Source organism: Natronosalvus sp. KLKA75 (genome assembly GCF_059736265.1).
Map to the genome: position 1 here is coordinate 1,502,186 of NZ_CM185522.1, position 16,347 is coordinate 1,518,532.

13 protein-coding genes are annotated in these 16,347 nt (G+C 66.8%); 6 read left to right on the plus strand and 7 right to left on the minus strand.

What is annotated here, in order from left to right; genetic code table 11:
* Window positions 1-18: 18 nt before the first annotated feature.
* On the plus strand, window positions 19-501 hold the full coding sequence (locus tag AC6I65_RS07210; protein ID WP_254155928.1) for a universal stress protein: 483 nt from the start codon (window positions 19-21) through the stop codon (window positions 499-501).
* Window positions 502-516: 15 nt separating this feature from the next.
* Here the strand turns inward: AC6I65_RS07210 and AC6I65_RS07215 are convergent, their stop codons facing one another.
* Entirely contained in the window at window positions 517-1,464 is a 948-nt protein-coding gene (locus AC6I65_RS07215) for a biotin--[acetyl-CoA-carboxylase] ligase (protein WP_497901251.1), read from the minus strand.
* A gap of 307 nt (window positions 1,465-1,771) precedes the next feature.
* The gene (locus AC6I65_RS07220) at window positions 1,772-1,936 is read right to left on the minus strand and encodes a hypothetical protein (RefSeq protein ID WP_497901252.1); all 165 of its coding nucleotides are present in this window, start codon (window positions 1,934-1,936) and stop codon (window positions 1,772-1,774) included.
* 248 nt (window positions 1,937-2,184) lie between these two features.
* Here AC6I65_RS07220 and AC6I65_RS07225 point away from each other — a divergent pair, with 248 nt between their 5' ends.
* Both AC6I65_RS07225 and AC6I65_RS07230 read left to right on the plus strand, forming a co-directional pair.
* A complete protein-coding gene (locus tag AC6I65_RS07225; RefSeq protein WP_497901253.1) occupies window positions 2,185-2,475 on the plus strand; it encodes a hypothetical protein in 291 nt (96 codons plus the stop codon).
* Between the two features lie 85 nt (window positions 2,476-2,560).
* Window positions 2,561-3,322: a peptidase M10A and M12B matrixin and adamalysin gene (locus AC6I65_RS07230; RefSeq protein WP_497901254.1), complete on the plus strand. Its 762-nt coding sequence runs from the start codon at window positions 2,561-2,563 to the stop codon at window positions 3,320-3,322.
* A 74-nt stretch (window positions 3,323-3,396) separates the two neighbouring features.
* Here AC6I65_RS07230 and otsB read toward each other — a convergent pair whose 3' ends face one another.
* Entirely contained in the window at window positions 3,397-4,197 is an 801-nt protein-coding gene (otsB, locus tag AC6I65_RS07235; RefSeq protein WP_497901255.1) for a trehalose-phosphatase, read from the minus strand.
* A 7-nt stretch (window positions 4,198-4,204) separates the two neighbouring features.
* Window positions 4,205-5,806 (minus strand): alpha,alpha-trehalose-phosphate synthase (UDP-forming), encoded by a 1,602-nt coding sequence (locus tag AC6I65_RS07240; protein ID WP_497901256.1) that lies wholly within the window; start codon window positions 5,804-5,806, stop codon window positions 4,205-4,207.
* A gap of 299 nt (window positions 5,807-6,105) precedes the next feature.
* Between AC6I65_RS07240 and AC6I65_RS07245 the strand changes: the two genes are divergently transcribed.
* On the plus strand, window positions 6,106-7,266 hold the full coding sequence (locus AC6I65_RS07245) for an aminopeptidase P family protein (protein WP_497901257.1): 1,161 nt from the start codon (window positions 6,106-6,108) through the stop codon (window positions 7,264-7,266).
* A gap of 101 nt (window positions 7,267-7,367) precedes the next feature.
* On the opposite strand, the gene AC6I65_RS07250 is transcribed toward AC6I65_RS07245, so the two are convergent.
* Together AC6I65_RS07250 and AC6I65_RS07255 are read right to left on the minus strand one after the other, a co-directional pair.
* Window positions 7,368-8,480 carry a glutamate-cysteine ligase family protein gene (locus AC6I65_RS07250; protein WP_497901258.1) on the minus strand — a complete coding sequence of 371 codons (1,113 nt, stop codon included), beginning with the start codon at window positions 8,478-8,480 and terminating at the stop codon, window positions 7,368-7,370.
* A 476-nt stretch (window positions 8,481-8,956) separates the two neighbouring features.
* Window positions 8,957-10,135, minus strand: coding sequence for a tRNA sulfurtransferase (locus tag AC6I65_RS07255; protein ID WP_497901259.1), 1,179 nt, complete (start codon window positions 10,133-10,135; stop codon window positions 8,957-8,959).
* 139 nt (window positions 10,136-10,274) lie between these two features.
* Here AC6I65_RS07255 and AC6I65_RS07260 point away from each other — a divergent pair, with 139 nt between their 5' ends.
* The gene (locus AC6I65_RS07260; RefSeq protein ID WP_497901260.1) at window positions 10,275-13,100 is read left to right on the plus strand and encodes a DEAD/DEAH box helicase; all 2,826 of its coding nucleotides are present in this window, start codon (window positions 10,275-10,277) and stop codon (window positions 13,098-13,100) included.
* A gap of 94 nt (window positions 13,101-13,194) precedes the next feature.
* Window positions 13,195-13,920: a protein sorting system archaetidylserine decarboxylase gene (locus AC6I65_RS07265; protein ID WP_497901261.1), complete on the plus strand. Its 726-nt coding sequence runs from the start codon at window positions 13,195-13,197 to the stop codon at window positions 13,918-13,920.
* Window positions 13,921-14,013: 93 nt separating this feature from the next.
* Here AC6I65_RS07265 and AC6I65_RS07270 read toward each other — a convergent pair whose 3' ends face one another.
* Window positions 14,014-16,209, minus strand: coding sequence for an AAA family ATPase (locus tag AC6I65_RS07270; RefSeq protein WP_497901262.1), 2,196 nt, complete (start codon window positions 16,207-16,209; stop codon window positions 14,014-14,016).
* Window positions 16,210-16,347 lie beyond the last annotated feature (138 nt).

Below are 16,347 nucleotides of genomic sequence, written 5' to 3' on the forward strand. Positions count from 1 at the left end.
TATGTACCACGATAACACATGTACGAGTGTATCCTCGTCCCGACCGACGGCTCGGTCGAGGGCGAGCGTGCAGTCGAGTACGCCATCGACCTCGCCCGGCTCCACGACGCGACGGTGCGCGCGATCTACGTGGTCAACGCGGCGAACTATGGCGGGCTGCCGATGGAGACCGCGTGGGACGGGATCACCGACGCACTCCGGGAGGAGGGGGAAGCGGCCGTCGAGCGCGTCGTCGAACTCGCACCCGACGACGTAACTGTCGAGACGCAGGTGCTCGAGGGCTCGCCCAGCCGGGTGATCGTCGCCGAGGCCCAACCCGAGAAGTGCGACCTCGTCGTCATGGGGACCCACGGACGCGGCGGCATCGACCGCCTCCTCCTGGGAAGCGTCACCGAACGCGTCGTCAGACGGGCTGGCGTCCCGGTCCTGACCGTTCGCGTCGACGGCGACCGCGACGACGAACTCGAGGGCGTACAGAACGCCCAGGCGACCGTCGAGTAGCCCGTTCGACGCCGATCACTCGACCGGGCGAAGGTGCTCGCAGTCGCCTGCCGTCACCGTCCGATCGCCCTCGTCGGTCGCAACCGTGAGCGCGCCGTGCTCGTCGACGTCGACGGCTCGACCGACGAGTTCGGTTCCGGCGACTTCGACCCGAACGCGCTGGCCGGGCGTCGCCGCGAGCTCGCGCCAGGCGGGGATCACCGCGTCCAGATCCGACCGGTACTCGTCGAAGGTCTCGAGCACTCGCTGGACGAAACGACGTCGATCGACGGCCCCCGCCTCGTCGCTGATGCTCGTCGCCCCCTCGGGCAGGTCGGCGACCTCGAGGTTGGCGTTGACGCCGATGCCGACGACGAGCCACGCGACGCGGTCTGTCTCGCCCTCCATCTCCGTCAGAATACCGGCTAGCTTGCGGTAATCGCCCCCGTCGCCGACCGGCACGATCACGTCGTTGGGCCACTTGATCGCCGCGTCGACGCCCGCCTCTCGAGCGGCCCGGGCCGTAGCGACCGCGGCTGCGAGGGTGTAGAGGGGCGCGCGAGCGGGCGGGATCTCTGGTCGACAGACGATACTGAGCCAGACGCCGCCCGCGGGGGCGTCCCAGGCGCGCTCGAGGCGGCCACGTCCCTCAGTCTGCTGATCGGCCACCACGACGACATTGGTCTCGCCGCGTCCCGCGAGTTCCCGTGCGCGATCGTTCGTGCTGGTGAGCGTCTCGTGATACTCGACCGCGAACGGTGCCTCGAGACCATACTCGATCGCCGGCCCGGAGTAGGCGTCGATCGAATCGCCGGCCAGGACGTAGCCCGATCCGGTGCTCTCGACGTCGAAGCCGGCGTCCCGGAGGGCCTCGACGTGTTTCCAGACGGCCGCGCGCGAGCACTCGAGGTCGGCGGCGAGGTCCGGCCCCGACACGGGGCCATCAGCCAGCGCCTCGAGGACGGCGCGTCGCGTGTCGTTCATGCGTGTGAGGCGGTTCGCGGGATACTTAATCGAGGTGGTCGCGGTTGGCGGCGGTTTGGTCGTGACGGTTCGTCCGGACGAGCGTAAAGGAGGATCAATAGGGAGTCTCGGAGGAGTTCACAGGTTCCTCACGGAGAACCGAAACACGTCACTGAAGAGTGGGTCTCGAGCGGTCCAGTTGACTACGAAAATCCCCTTGGACTCGCCTACACCATCGCGAGCACGGTTCCGCTGAGATACGTTCCCATGGCGACACCGATACCGGCCCCGAGCCCGGAGAGTGCGGCTGATCGCCACGACAGGTTCGTCACCCTGTAGAGGAACGCAGCGGCGGGAATCGAACAGAGCCCTGCAGCGAGCGGATCGGCAGGATGCCGAACAACCCCATCTCGAGAGCGACGACGAGGAGACCGATTCCGAGGAGGAATGCAGCGATGCGCCCCCACTGATACGTCGCTCGCTGCGCATCCATTGTATTTACTTCCGATATCCGAACACATATCTATTGTGATCGGTCGTGCCCCGCTCGTGAACGCCCGAGGATGCTCGTGGACCCGAGATTAGCTCGACGACTGATAGAATCGAATTCGCTAATTCGCCGATTCGCCACCGCCTGAAACCAGACACCGTCGAGACCAGTCTCCCATCGAGACTGATAAACGAACCGTATATTCACCCGTAACTGAATACGGCTGGTATCCCACTCTCGAGTCGACCACGATGGGAGGCGAGCGCGACGGGAACGATGACGTCGGCGGCGGTCGGTTCGGAACCGTGTACCTGGGATCGGACGGACGATTTTACACCAGCTGGGACGTCCTCGAGAAGCACCGCTCGGGCACGTGGGAGCCCTGTCTCCGCCACCGATCCGGTCGACGACTGGTCGCCGACGGTGACGCGCTCCTGTCGTTGACGCCGGTCGCCGCCAGCGACCTGCCCGACTGGCTCGAGATCAGGGTGGCGACGGGCCAGCGACGGGTGAAGACGCGAGCGATCGATACGCGACAGTGACAGTGGCAGCGGGATGTCGCGGGCGAGTGAACCTGCGCCGGTGTCACACACTTAATGGATGGCGATGTGAATACCAAGTTTCTAGATGGTTTCGTTCAACGCTCCGAGCGTGAAGCGTCGGTCGTTTCTCGCCGGGGTCGGATCACTGGGCACGCTGGGAACGCTCAGGTACGCCACGCGCGAGCCGGCGACCGAGATCGAGGTGCGGTTCTGGCTGACCGAGCAGGCCTCGACGTACGACATCGCCGACCTGCTCGCGGCCCACATCGAGGCCGCGCTCGAGTACGAGTTCTGGGACGTCGACGTCTCCTTCGGTGGCGTCGTTCCCGTCGATTCCGAGGACGGGGCCCGACCCGTCCGGTCGGGCCGGTGGCCCATGGCCGTCGGATCGGGGGCGACGGGGATCGGTTCGATCGACGCCGCGAAGGACGTCAACCTGCTGGTCACCGACGGGCCGATGCACACGTCACCGACAGGGTACGCGATTCCACACGTTGCCTCGGTCGGCGGGGCGCGTCACATCGCCGAACTCGAGCCACCGGATCAGGAGGCGGACGAACTCCCGTACTCGCGACCCAACCTCACCATCCAGGTCGTGATTCACGAGGTCGGCCACACGCTCGGGCTTCGCCACGAGCACGGGCGGACGTACGTCGCCAACCAAGCGACCGTGTCGACGCCGATGATGAGCGCCTACGCGTGGGATTCGTCGTTCGACTCCGCGGAGTCTCGGTGTGGTCAGGAGTACACCCCCCCGCCACACCCGGACCGAAAGCTCACTCACCGATTTTCGCTCTGTGCGGAGTCGACGTTACGCGAATACAAGGGTGGCGTTAATCTGCGGTAGTTACTGGGCGTCGATTGCCGAGTGTCCCTTAGACGCCGACTTCTGAGTGTCCGTAGAACAGCTATCTCCAGCCCTCACTCGAACCGCCCAGCCGTCGCGTCGACGAGCCAGTCCAGGAGGTGTGCTACGGCTCGAGGCGATCGAACCTGACACGAGGCGGCCGTCTCCGTCGCTCGTCCGACGGCCACCCCTAGCCCATTCGGGCCGAGGCGACGAAAGACCGTCTCGTCGGTCACGTCGTCGCCGACGTACAGGACGAACGGATCCCGCGCTCGCTTCGACCGAAGCAAGGAGACAGCGTCGCCTTTCGTCCAGGGAACGCGCGGGCCGAACTCGAGGATGGCCTTGCCGTGACTGCACTCCAGGTCGCCGTCTCCGACCCGGTCGACGACCGCTCGCGTCTCCTGTTCGACGACCGGGACCATCTCCCGCGATACGTGGCGGACGTGGACCGTTCCCGTGAGTCGTTTGTTCTCGACGCGACAGCCGGAGACGCCCTGGAGGCGGTCTTCGAGGACGTCACAGCACCGCTCGACCAGCCGGGATCGCTTCCGTGCGACGGGGTGGACGGCGACCGAGTCGTCCCGCGCGAGTTCGAGGCCGTGATTCCCGCCGTAGACCGACGGTCCGTCGACGCGCCGGGAGACGTCGGCGAGCGCGCGCCCGCTGACGATTGCTGTCGTCACGTCCTCGTGGGAGTCGAGGCGCTCGATGGCGCGTTCGGCCGCCGGAAGCGGTCGCGCCCGCTCGGGGTCGTCGACGATGGGGGCGAGCGTGCCGTCGAAGTCGAAACACGCCAGCAGTTCGTCGTGGCGATCGAGTCCGGTCGCGAGGCGTTCCTGCAGGTCTCGGGTCGTTCGTTGCTGAAGGGACATCGGGGACTCAGAGGGATCGTGACACGTCGTTCACTCGTCGGTCGGTTGCTGGAAATCGGGCTGCCTCGATGTGGGCGAACTGCTCGCTCATCCACCACTCGAGGTCGTGTTCGAAGACGTAGTTCCGCAGGGCGGCCATTCGGGTCGTGCGCTCGCTTTTCGGGGCTCCGAGCGCGTCGGCGATCGTTCGCGCGAACCGATCGACATCCGCTGGGTCGATCGTGAACGACGGATAGCCGAGTGCGTCGGCCGCTCCCGCGTGCTCGCTGAGAACGAGGGCGCCATCACCGTCGGTCGATGACGCGACGTACTCCTGGGCGACGAGATTCATGCCGTCGCGGACCGAACTGACGACGAGGAGGTCGGCCTCCCGATAGAGCGTGGTCAGGTCGGCGCGGTCGAGGAAGTCCTCCGTGTAGATGATCGGCTGCCAGTCGTCCGTACCGAAGCGCTCGTTGATCCGGTCGACGGTCGATCGAACTTGCCGTCCGAGTCGATCGTAACTCGGAATCTCCGTCCGACTCGGCGTCGCCTTCTGGAGGAACGTGAACGACTCGCGCCATTCGGGGTAGCCTTCGAAGAGACGCTCGAGGGCGGCCAGTCGCTCCGGGATTCCTTTGGTGTAGTCGAGTCGGTCGACGCCCAGGCCGACCGCACAGTCGTCGGGGATGGCGTACCGTTCGCGCAGGGAATCCCACCTGTCGTCTCCGATCTCTCGGGCCCGTTCCTCGTAGCTGCTCGCGTCGACGCCCATCGGCGTCGCGACGATTTGCGTCTCGTGGCCGTCGTACTGGACCGTACGTTCGCGGTAATCGACCGTCGCAGACGGGAGCGTCTCCTCGACGCACTCGAGGAAAGCCGTCCCGTAGCGCTCGACGTGGAAGCCGAACACGTCGGATCCGAGCAGCCCGACGAGGAGTTCGCGGGCGTTGGGACAGGCGGCGAACGACGACGGGTCCGGCCACGGAATGTGCCAGAACTGAGCGACCGTCGCACCCGCTGGTGCCTTCGCCTGGATCATCGACGGCGCGAGCCCGAGGTGGTAATCCTGGAGCCAGATCACGGACTCGTCGGTGGCCTCTTCGAGGACGGCGTCGGCGAACTGCCGGTTGACGTGACGATACCACTCGAGGTCGGTCGGTCGATACTCGAGCAGTTCGGTCATCCCGTGACAGAGCGGCCAGAGGACGCGGTTGCTGTAGCCCGTGTAGTAGCCCTCGACGGCCTCGTCCGAGAGCCAGACCCGCCGCAGCGTGTACTGATCATCGCTTCCGGGTGGGACGTCGACGCGGTCGTTTTCGTCGGTGACCGCGCGGTCGGCGCTGCCGTCGCCCCACGCGATCCAGGTGCCGCCAGTCGCTCGCATCACGGGGTCGAGTCCGGCGGTCAGGCCGCCGGTCGGTTCGTCGACGGTGACGTCACGCTCGCTCGAGTCGGTTTCGTTCCCGGCTCCGTCGCCGTTGCCGTTCTCGTCGCTATCGCCGTTCCCGGCTCCGTCGCCGTCGTCCCCGCGCGAGCTACCGTCGGCCCACTCGTGACGATACGGCTGCCGGTTCGAGACGACGAGTAGCGATTCCGGGGCGTCGAAATCGGCGCCACCGTCGGTCACGAGCCGTCTACCGTCGTCCCGTAAATCGTTCCCATGATTCGACTCCGCCACCGCTACTCGCTCCGTAGATCGCATCTATGAAATTTCCTCGTTTGCCCTACTGTTTCGTTCGCGGCCTGCAGTCACAGGCCATTGATATACACCACCCTAACCGGCTCGCTGCAGGGACATTCACGGGCGCTCGAGGGTGACGGCGACCGGGCGATCAAACCGTGAACCAGCGACTTGCGATCAGCGACCAGCGACCGACGACCGGCGCCTCGAGCAACGCTCAAGGGGCTCCCCCTGAATCGTCAGCCATGAACGAGCCGTTCGCCGAACGAGTACGGCAGTGCCAGCGAGGACTCACCGACCGTGGTGGCGCCGCACTGATCGCCTCGCCTGGGCCGGCACTCACCTACCTGACGGGCCTCGAGGAATCGCCGTCCGAACGCCACTTCCTGGCAGCCGTTCCCCGCGACGGGCCGCCGGTCGTGGTCGCGCCCGCGATGTACGAGGCGGATCTCGAGGCCGCGCCCATCGACCACGTCATGCTCTGGGACGACGGCGACGACCCCGTCGATGCGCTCTCGAGCGCGTTCGAAACCGCCGGTCTCGAGCCGGGATTCGGGGCCGGCGAGACGATTCTGCTCGACGACCGCCTCTGGACGACCTTCGCCCAGGACGTTCGCGGTCTGTTTCCCGACGCGACGTACGGCCTCGCGAGCGATGTGCTCGAGTCCCTTCGCCTGCGAAAGGATCGAACTGAACGGGCGACTCTCCGACGAGCAGGGGCCCTCGCCGACCGCGTCTCCACGACGCTCCGCGAGCGCGGCGAGGCGGTCGTCGGGCTGACCGAACGGGAACTCGCCGAGGAGATCGATCGATTGCTCGAGGCCGAGGGTGGTCGCGGCACCGCGTTCGACACCATCGTCGCCGCGGGCGAGAACGGGGCGCGCCCGCACCACCAGCCCGACGACCGCCCCATCGAAGCCAGCGATCCGGTCGTCCTCGACTTCGGCGCGTTCGTCGACGCGGACCTCGAGTCGGGGCAAGCCCGCTATCCTGGCGACCAGACCAGGACGATGGTCTTCGCCGGCGACCCGCCCGAGGGGTATCGGGAGGTACACGAGACCGTCGCCCGCGCCCAGCGGGCGGCCGTCGAGCACGTCGAACCCGGCGTCACGGCCGAGTCGGTCGACGCCGTCGCCCGCGAGATTATCGCCGACGCAGGCTACGGCGACGCCTTCGTTCACCGCACCGGCCACGGCGTCGGCCTCGAGGTCCACGAACCGCCCTACATCGTCGAGGGCAACGACCAGGCCCTCGAGCCGGGCATGGTCTTCAGCGTCGAGCCGGGAATCTACCTCGAGGGTGAGTTCGGGGTCCGACTCGAGGACCTTGTGATGGTCACCGAAGACGACTGCGAGCGGTTGAATACGACGCCGCTGGACTGGACGTGCGAAGGGACTCGCCGGTAGCGGAGTTGGCCTCGTCGAGCTGGATGCTGTTGTGTACCCTGGAAACGGTGGCGGAATGAGAACCACTGTGGTCCTGGGCCGTCAGAAGAGTGAACCCTGGTTCAGACTGGCTGGAGAACCGAAGGCTGTGCTGGTGATTGCTCGGAGGCGAGTGCGTCGACTTCCCGTTCGAGCCGGTGGGCGTACCGAAGTCGAAGTTGCCGTGCTTGCGCCCGAGACAGCCGAGGGCTGTCCTCGAACTCCGTCGAGAGCGGACGATAGGCGGAGGGGTCGAATCCCATCGTCTCGAGGTATCGCTCGACAGCAGGCGCCTCGAGCCCGTAATCGATGGCGTCGCTCACGTGCTGTTTCACTCGATCGAACTCGGGAATCGACACTGTCGACCCCGTAACGTCGCCCCGTCCACCGATCTCCACGCGTCTACGCTCGACGAGACTCAAGATGTCTCGAACGTCTTCGGCGAGTTGCAGGACCTGTCCAGGGAGTGCGACGTCCGGGGCCCGCCATTCGATCGTGTCGAATTCGTCGCGCAACCGAACCGGTGCCCAGATCGTATCCTCTGGCGTAAAGTGCTCGTCGAACGTCTCCTGGTCGAAGCCTTCGGCAACTGCCTGTTGGCGAAAGTCGTCGAACGTGGCGTCGATCCGGTCGTTCCACTCGTCTACGTCCTCTGCGTAGGGCCACAATCGGCCGAGCCGGGGATGGTCGCCGTAACACGTCCGCCGGTAGACGTGGGGGCGCGCACAGGCAGCCACGTTCTCTCCCTGGTGGTACGTGGAACTCCCAGCGAGCGCAAACGCCGGGTCCAGTGCGGTCAGGAGGTTCAACTGGTCGGCTTCGGCTCCCTCGATCTGATCGACGTGCAGGTGGGTGCCGGCACAGTAGGTGGCCTTTTCGAACGCTTCGCCGAGCACCTGACGCTGAATCCGCGTTCGAGGCGTATCGCTCGTGCCGAGAGAACCGGCGTTGAGCGGCGTACTGAGCGGGACGAGGTGACGTCCCTCTTCTCGCCCGACGTCGATCGCTTCCTGGAGTCTGGACGCGACCTCCTCCCGGAGTTCGGGGATGCCATCGCACGGATCGGTGACGACCTCGAGCATGGGGTCTGCGCTCTCGGCGTGAAGGTCGTCGATGCGGTCGAGCACCGGTGTTGCAGGTGCGAGTGCACCCGTATCGTCAACGGTCCAGTATTCGAGTTCGAGACTGAGTTGCATGGTGTTGGTGAGCTACTGCACGCTGAGTGGTTTCACATCACAGCGACGGCGGCACGGGATCGACCCCGGATATGGGGTCAGTCGTCGTTCGACCGTACAGAAACCAACCGAGTGAGCGGGAAGACCCCTCTCCCAAAGTGATTTGGGCAGCTGTGATACCGTCGTGAATACAGATACTTGGCGACTCGAACCTCAGGCCAGCTATCGGTCGTACGCGGTGCCACCGGCTATAGAGGGGAGTTCGAACAAATCTGTGTGTTACCTATCCTCTCTGACCAGGAGAACTGCAACGGCGTTCGAAATCGTTCCGTAGTCCAAATCGACAGTGACGCGGGTATTCTCTCAGCGGTTGCCAGGCGGGAATGCGCAATCTCGAGCCGGCGACGATCTGCTCCACGCTGACGCGCGTGGATACTCGAGCGTGTGGATACCGTTTACCGCCGACGAGCGTTCGAGCGCCAGAGCCCACTCACAACTCACAACTCGATCCGCTCGGCGCTCGCCGCCGCCGCTTCAGCACGTTCGAACAGGTCGTCTGGCTCGACCTCGAGCAACCGGTCGAGACGGGCGTTGGTCTCGGCGCGGTTCGGCGCGATCCGGTTACAGCCGGCGTTGATCGTCGAGTCGCGGTAGGTCCCGATCTCGCGGGCCTGCGCGACGATCTCCTGTTTGTCTCGCGTGAGAAGGGGCCGGTGGATCGGCAGTCGCGTCGCACGACTCGTGACGGCGACGTTCTGGGCCGTCTGGCTCGACTTCTGCCCGATAGCTTCGCCCGTGACGATTCCGCTCGCGTCGTGTTGTTCGGCAATCTGCTCCGCGATCCGGTAGAAGAATCGCCGCAGGGAGAGCATCCGCCCCTCCTCCATCGTCTCCGCGAGCAGGGAGACGGTCTCGCCGCCGGGCACGCGATAGACGCTCAGGTCGACGTTCGGCGCGTACCGCGAGAGCGATCGGACGGTCTCGATGGCCCGGGCCTCGTGGTCCGGGCCGCCGTAGTCACCGAGCGCGACGTAGACCGGGATCACCGGCGAGCCCCGGCGCATCATCTCGTAGGCCGCGACGGGGGAGTCGATGCCGCCGCTGACGAGCGCCACCATCGGCGCCTGCGATCGGAGGGGAAGTCCGCCTGGCCCCTCGAGACGGTCGAGGTAGACGTAGGCCGCCTCGTCGCGAACCTCGACGCCGAAGGTCAGGTCGGGCTCCTCGAGGTCGACCTCGGGATCGAACTCGTCCTCGACGGCCTCCCAGATGGCGGTCCCGCCCTGCCGGGCGACGTCCTCGCTCGTGAACGGGAGTCGCTTGTCGGCGCGGGTGGCGTCGACGGCGAAACTGCCGCCGTCGTAGCGGGCGTGGGCGGTCTTGGCGAGTGCGTCGCAAATCGTCTCGAGGTCGGCCTCGACCACGATTGCGGGGCTGGTCGAGACCACGCCGAAGACGTCGGCGGCGGCAGCGGCCGCGGCCTCCACGGCGTCCTCGGTGGTGTGGATCAGCGGGCGGTTCCAGTTGCCCTCCACGTCGCCGGCCACCGAGCGGTCCGCGAGGACGGCCTCGAGGTTCTCGAGCAGGAAGTCGAGCATGTACCGCTTGACGGTGTTGCTCTTCGTGTTGAGGTCCCCGTGTCGGACGAGGACGGTGTCGGCGCCGGGCGGGTGCATGGAGAGAGATAGATGGGCCGACGTATAAGGGGATTACGAGCGACGAAGCCGCGGTACCGGCGGGCGAGACGCTCGAGAACACGGCGCACATCGGGTCGGTAACACGGCTTTTATCCTCACTCGGCCCCTGCTAGAATCGATGACAGACGGGGACGTCGCCGCCTTCACTCACCTCGGCTCGAGCGTCCGGGAGGCCCTCTCCGAACGCGGGTTCGCGACGCCGACGGCGCCGCAGCGACTCGCGATTCCGCCGCTGGCCGCCGGCGAGCACACGCTCGTGATCGCCCCCACGGGGAGTGGCAAGACCGAGACGGCGATGCTTCCCGTCTTCGACGACCTCGTGGCCGACCCGCCCGACGGGTTCGGCGCACTCTACGTCACCCCGCTGCGGGCGCTCAACCGTGACATGCGCGAGCGCCTCGAGTGGTGGGGCGAGTACCTCGGCCTCGAGGTTGACGTCCGTCACGGCGACACCACCCAGTACCAGCGCGGCAAGCAGGCCGAGAATCCGCCCGACGTGCTCGTGACGACTCCCGAGCCGCTCCAGGCGATGCTCACCGGCGAGCGCCTCCGGGAGGGGCTCGAGGACGTCTCCCACGTCGTGATCGACGAGGTTCACGAACTCGCCGCCTCCAAGCGGGGCGCCCAGCTAGCGGTAGGGCTCGAGCGACTCCGCGAACTCTCGGGCTCGTTCCAGCGAATCGGGCTCTCCGCGACCGTCGGCGACCCCGACTCGGTGGGCCAGTTTCTCACGGGCGGCCGACCGTGTACGATTCGCGAAATCGACGTCGGGAGCCGGATCGACGTGCGGGTTCGCCAGCCCGAGATCACGGACGAGGATCAGCGACTCGCGGGCGAACTCGCCACCGACGCGACGACGGCCAGCCACGTCCGATTCATCCGAGACCTCGTTGCCGAAAACGAGTCCACGCTCATCTTCGTCAACACTCGCCAGACGGCCGAGGCGCTCGGCTCGCGGTTCACCCGCCTCGACCTGCCGATCGGGGTCCACCACGGATCGCTCTCGAAAGAGGCCCGCATCGACGTCGAGGACCGGTTCAAGGCCGGCGACCTCGACGCGTTGCTGTGTACCTCCTCGATGGAACTCGGGATCGACGTGGGCCGGATCGACCACGTGATCCAGTACCAGAGCCCGCGCCAGGTCTCGCGACTGCTTCAGCGGATCGGCCGCGCGGGCCACCGCCGCGACCAGGTCTCACGGGGGACCATCGTCACGACCCGCCCGGACGACACGCTCGAGGCGCTGGCCATCGCCCGGCGGGCGAGCGCGGGCGAGGTCGAACCGGCCGAGATCCACGACGGGAGCCTCGACGTGGTCGCCAACCAGATTCCGGGGATCGTCCAGTCGACCGGCTCGCGCCACATTTCGGAAATCCGTGACCTGTTCGCCCGCGCCTATCCGTTCCGCGACCTCGAGGAATCGGCCCTGCGGAGCGTCCTCTCGGAGCTTCACCGGAATCGCATCGTCTGGTTCGACGAGAGCAGCGAGCGAGTCGAGACCACCGGCGGCACCTGGCAGTACGTCTACGCCAACCTCTCGATGATCCCCGACGAGGCGACCTACGAGGTCCACGACATCGCCTCGAGCGGCCAGATCGGCACTCTCGACGAGCGATTCGTCACGACCTTCGGTCAGCCGGGGGCCGTCTTCATCCAGCGCGGGGAGATGTGGCGGATCGTTGAAATCGACGACGACGAGGAGCGAGTACGGGTCACCCCCATCGAAGATCCAGCAGGCGAGGTCCCGTCCTGGATTGGCCAGGAGATTCCCGTCCCCGAACCGGTCGCCCAGGAGGTCGGCGAAATTCGCGGTACCGTCGGCGCCCAACTCGAGACCGGCGCCGAGGACGACGCCGTCGCTCGCGACCTCGGCGGGCGCTACCCGGGCGACGATACGACGCTCCTTGGGGCCGTCTCCGGGCTTCGAAAACAGCTCGAGGGCGAGGCACCGATGCCGACTCACGACCGCATCGTGCTCGAGCGCCAGGGGCGGACGGTCGTCCTCAACGCCTGCTTCGGCCACCGGACGAACGAAACCCTCGGTCGCGTGCTCTCGGCCCTGCTCGGCCAGCAGTCCGGGTCGTCGATTGGCCTCGACACCGATCCCTACCGGATCGAACTCGAGGTGCCGACCGACGTGGCGACGAGCGACGTCGTGGCCGTCCTGACCGAGACGGACCCCGACCACGTCGGCACCATCGTCGAGCTGGGATTGAAGGGATCGGACGCCCTCGCCTACCGCCTCTCGCAGGTCTCGGCGAAGTTCGGCGCGCTCAAGCGCTGGCAGGGCTCCGGCCGCATGTCGAACGAGCGGTTGCTCAAGGCGCTCGAGGACACGCCGATGTACGCCGAGTCGATCCGCGAGGTGTTCCACGAGGACCTCGACGTGACGGGCGCGAGCCGCGTCCTCTCGCGGCTCCAGTCCGGCGAGATATCGCTCGAGACGGTTCGCGGCCGGACGGCCATCGGGAGCGCGGGCCGCTCCGGTGGCAAGGAACTGCTGGTACCCGAGAACGCCGATGCGAGCGTCATCCAGACCGTCAAGGAGCGCCTGCAAGACGACCGGGTGACCCTGCTGTGCACCCACTGTCGGGAGTGGTACTCGCGGACGAAAGTGAAGCGGGTCGCTGAGCAACCCGAGTGTCCGAATTGCGGTTCGACGCGTGTGGCGGCACTGAGTCCGTGGGCCGACGAGGTCCTCCAGGCCGTCCAGGCTGACTCGAAGGACGAGGAACAGGAGGAGCTGACCCGTCGCGCGGTTAAAAATGCGAATCTGGTCCAGAGTCACGGCAAGCGGGCCGTCGTCGCCATGTCCGCCCGCGGGGTCGGCCCGCACAACGCCGCCCAGATCATCAGTCGCTTACGCGAGAACGAGGCCGACTTCTACCGAGACATCCTCGAGAAGGAGCGCCAGTACGCCCGGACGAAGGCGTTCTGGGATTGACTGAGACTGAGCATGGGGCCAGGTTCGGGCGGGAATCGGTCCCACTCGAGCCGCGGTCGTAACGCCCAAGCGTTCACGCCGCGTTCGTCCGACTATGAAGTTCGCGCCGGGTGCGTGGCGCTACGCCATCGTTCCGCTGGTCGTGGCCCCGTTCGCCTACCTCATCAGCGTCGGCGTCGGCATCGCGACCCTCCTGCTCGGCGTCGGGACGCTCGCGTTCTTCCGCGATCCCGAGCGAACGCCGCCCCTATCTGGCGTCGTCGCGCCCGCCGACGGCAAGGTGTCCGTCATGCGGACCGAGGGTGACCGGTTTCGGCTGGGGACGTTCATGAACGTACACAACGTCCACGTCGTCCGTGCGCCGTTCGACGCCACGGTACGGGACGTGGAGCACTCGCCGGGCGGATTCAAACCCGCATTCTCGAAGGACTCCGACCGGAACGAGAAAGTTCACCTGCACCTTGAGCCCACAGAAGGGGCGTTCTCCGAGAATGACGACGAGACCCCCAACTCGAGCGCCGACGAAACCGAATCCCAGGAACGATCGACGGAAGCCGAGGTCACGTTCATCGCCGGCGCGTTCGCCCGCCGCATCCACCCCTACGTCGAGCCTGGCAACTCCCTTGAGCGCGGCCAGCGAATCGGCCACATCGCGTTCGGCAGTCGGGTCGACGTGGTGTTTCCCCCCTCAGTCGACCCCGAGGATCTGGTAGTCGAGCCGGGTCAGAAGATGACCGCCGGAGAGACGGTGATCCTCGAGACCGACGAAAATCTGCTGTCGGGCAACGACGGACTCGACGACGGTCGCTCGAGCCGCTGATCAGTTCCTGGCCGATGTGCGACCGGCCAACCGGCACCAGCCGTCAACCGGTCAGCCAGCACCAGTCGTCAATCGGCCAGCCAACACCAGCCGTTAGCGTTTGGCGTCCACCGCATCCCGGGCCGCCTCGAAGTGGCGCTGCTCGACGACAACGTCGTCGGCGTGGTCGTTCGCCTCTTCGGGACCGTACTTCGTAGCGACCTCGCGGATCGCCCGCATCGAGGCGTCCCGGACGAGCGCCTCGAGGTCGGCACCGGTGTAACCCTCGAGGTCGTCGGCGAGGGCATCGAGGTCGACGTCCTCCCCGAACGGCTTGCCGCGGCCGTGGACCTCGAGGATCTTGCGGCGGGCCTCGAGGTCGGGTTCGGGCACGAGGACGTGCGTGTCGAGGCGGCCTGGTCGGAGCAAGGCCGGGTCGAGGTGGTCCTTGCGGTTGGTCGCTGCCAGCACCACGAGATTCGGATTCTCCCGCATGCCGTCGAGTTCGGTCAGCAGTTGTGAGACGACGCGGTCGGTCACCTCGTGGCCGTCGTCGCGATTGGCCGCGATGGCGTCGATTTCGTCGAAGAAGACGATCGAGGGAGCCGACTGGCGGGCGCGCTCGAACACCTTGCGGATCGCTTTCTCGCTCTCCCCGACGTAGCGGTCGACGATCTCCGGGCCGTCGACGCGGACGAAGTTGACGTCGGTCTCGCCGGCGAGTGCCCGCGCGAGGAGTGTCTTCCCCGTCCCTGGCGGCCCGTAGAGCAGGACCCCCGAGGGCGGATCGGTGTTCGTTCGATCGAAGAGTCGCTCGTAGGTCAGCGGCCACTCGACGGACTCCCGGAGGACCTGTTTGGCGTCCTCGAGACCGCCGACGTCCGCGAAGTCGGTGTTGGGCGACTCGGCGACGTACTCGCGCATTGCAGAGGGTTCGACGGCCGCGAGCGCGGTGTCGAAGTCCGCCCGGGTAACCGTGGGATTCGCGCTCCAGGCCGCGCGATCGTCGGCGTCGGTGGGTCGGCGGCGGATGGCAGCCATCGCGGCCTCGGTGACGACGGAATCGAGGTCCGCGCCGACGAAGCCGTGGGTCCGACTCGCGATTTTGTCGACGTTGACGTCCTCGGCCAGGGGCATCCCGCGGGTGTGGACCTCGAGGATCTCGCGTCGACCGACCATGTCCGGGACGCCGATCTGGATCTCGCGGTCGAAGCGGCCGCCGCGCCGGAGCGCGGGATCGATGGAGTCGACCCGGTTCGTCGCCCCGATGACGATCACCTCGCCGCGGGCGTCGAGCCCGTCCATCAGGGTCAGCAACTGGCCGACGATCCGGTTCTCGGCGTCGCCGTCGTCGTCGCGCGTCCCCGCGATGGAGTCGATTTCGTCGAAGAAGATGATCGTCGGGGCGTTCTCGCGGGCCTCCTGGAAGGTCCGTCGAAGTTGCTCCTCGGACTCGCCCTTGTACTTCGACATGATCTCCGGCCCGGAGATGGTGACGAAGTTGGCCTCGACCTCGTTGGCCACTGCGCGGGCGATCAGCGTCTTCCCTGTGCCTGGCGGTCCGTACAGCAGGACGCCCGACGGCGGCTCGACCCCGAGGCGTTTGAACAACTCGGGTTCGGAGATTGGCAACTCGATCATCTCCCGGACCTGCTCGAGTTCCTCGTCGAGGCCGCCGATGTCCTCGTAGGTGACGCCCGATGGTCGATTCGGCTTGGCCGCCGTCCCTGCCGATCCGCGCCCGTCGTCGCCGTCTCGAGACGGCGTCGAACTCGGCGTATCGGCGCCGTCGGTATCGGTGTCGTCGAAGACTAGCACGGTCGTGGAGCCGGTGATCTGGACGTCGCCCGCGGGTTCGGTCTCGACGACGGTGAAGGGGTCGGCCGCGACGCCCTCGATCCGGATCTGTTCCCCGGCGCGAATCGGCCGGTTGCGCAGTTTCTGGTTGGCGACGCGCTCGGCCAGTCGCGACTCGGCGTCGCTCAGCGACGGCGGCGGCGAGAGCGTAACGGTTTCGGCCTCCCGGATGGACGAGCCGTCCGTCGCTCGCACCTCGACGGTGTCGCCCACGTTCACGCCAGCGTTCGCGCGGGTGTCGGCGTCGATCTGGACGACCTGCTCCGGGATCGCCGGATCCGCCGGCCACATCTTCGCGACGGTTCGCCCCTCGCCCTCGATGACGACGGTGTCGCCGCTCAACACGCCGAGCTTTCGCCGCGCGGTCTCTGGGATCCGTGCGACGCCGCGGCCGGCGTCGCGCTTCTCCGCCGCGCGCACGGTCAGCGTGACGCCGTCGTCAGTCTCGGTCATGACAGATCGTTGTGGGGGAGTCGCCTTGAGAATTTCCCACCAGCGGCGATGCGTTCGATGATCGACGGGGGAGTGTCCATCGATCGGCGTCGAGAGTGGAATCTCTCCAGACGCGGGGTGAATTACGCTGGAAGCGTC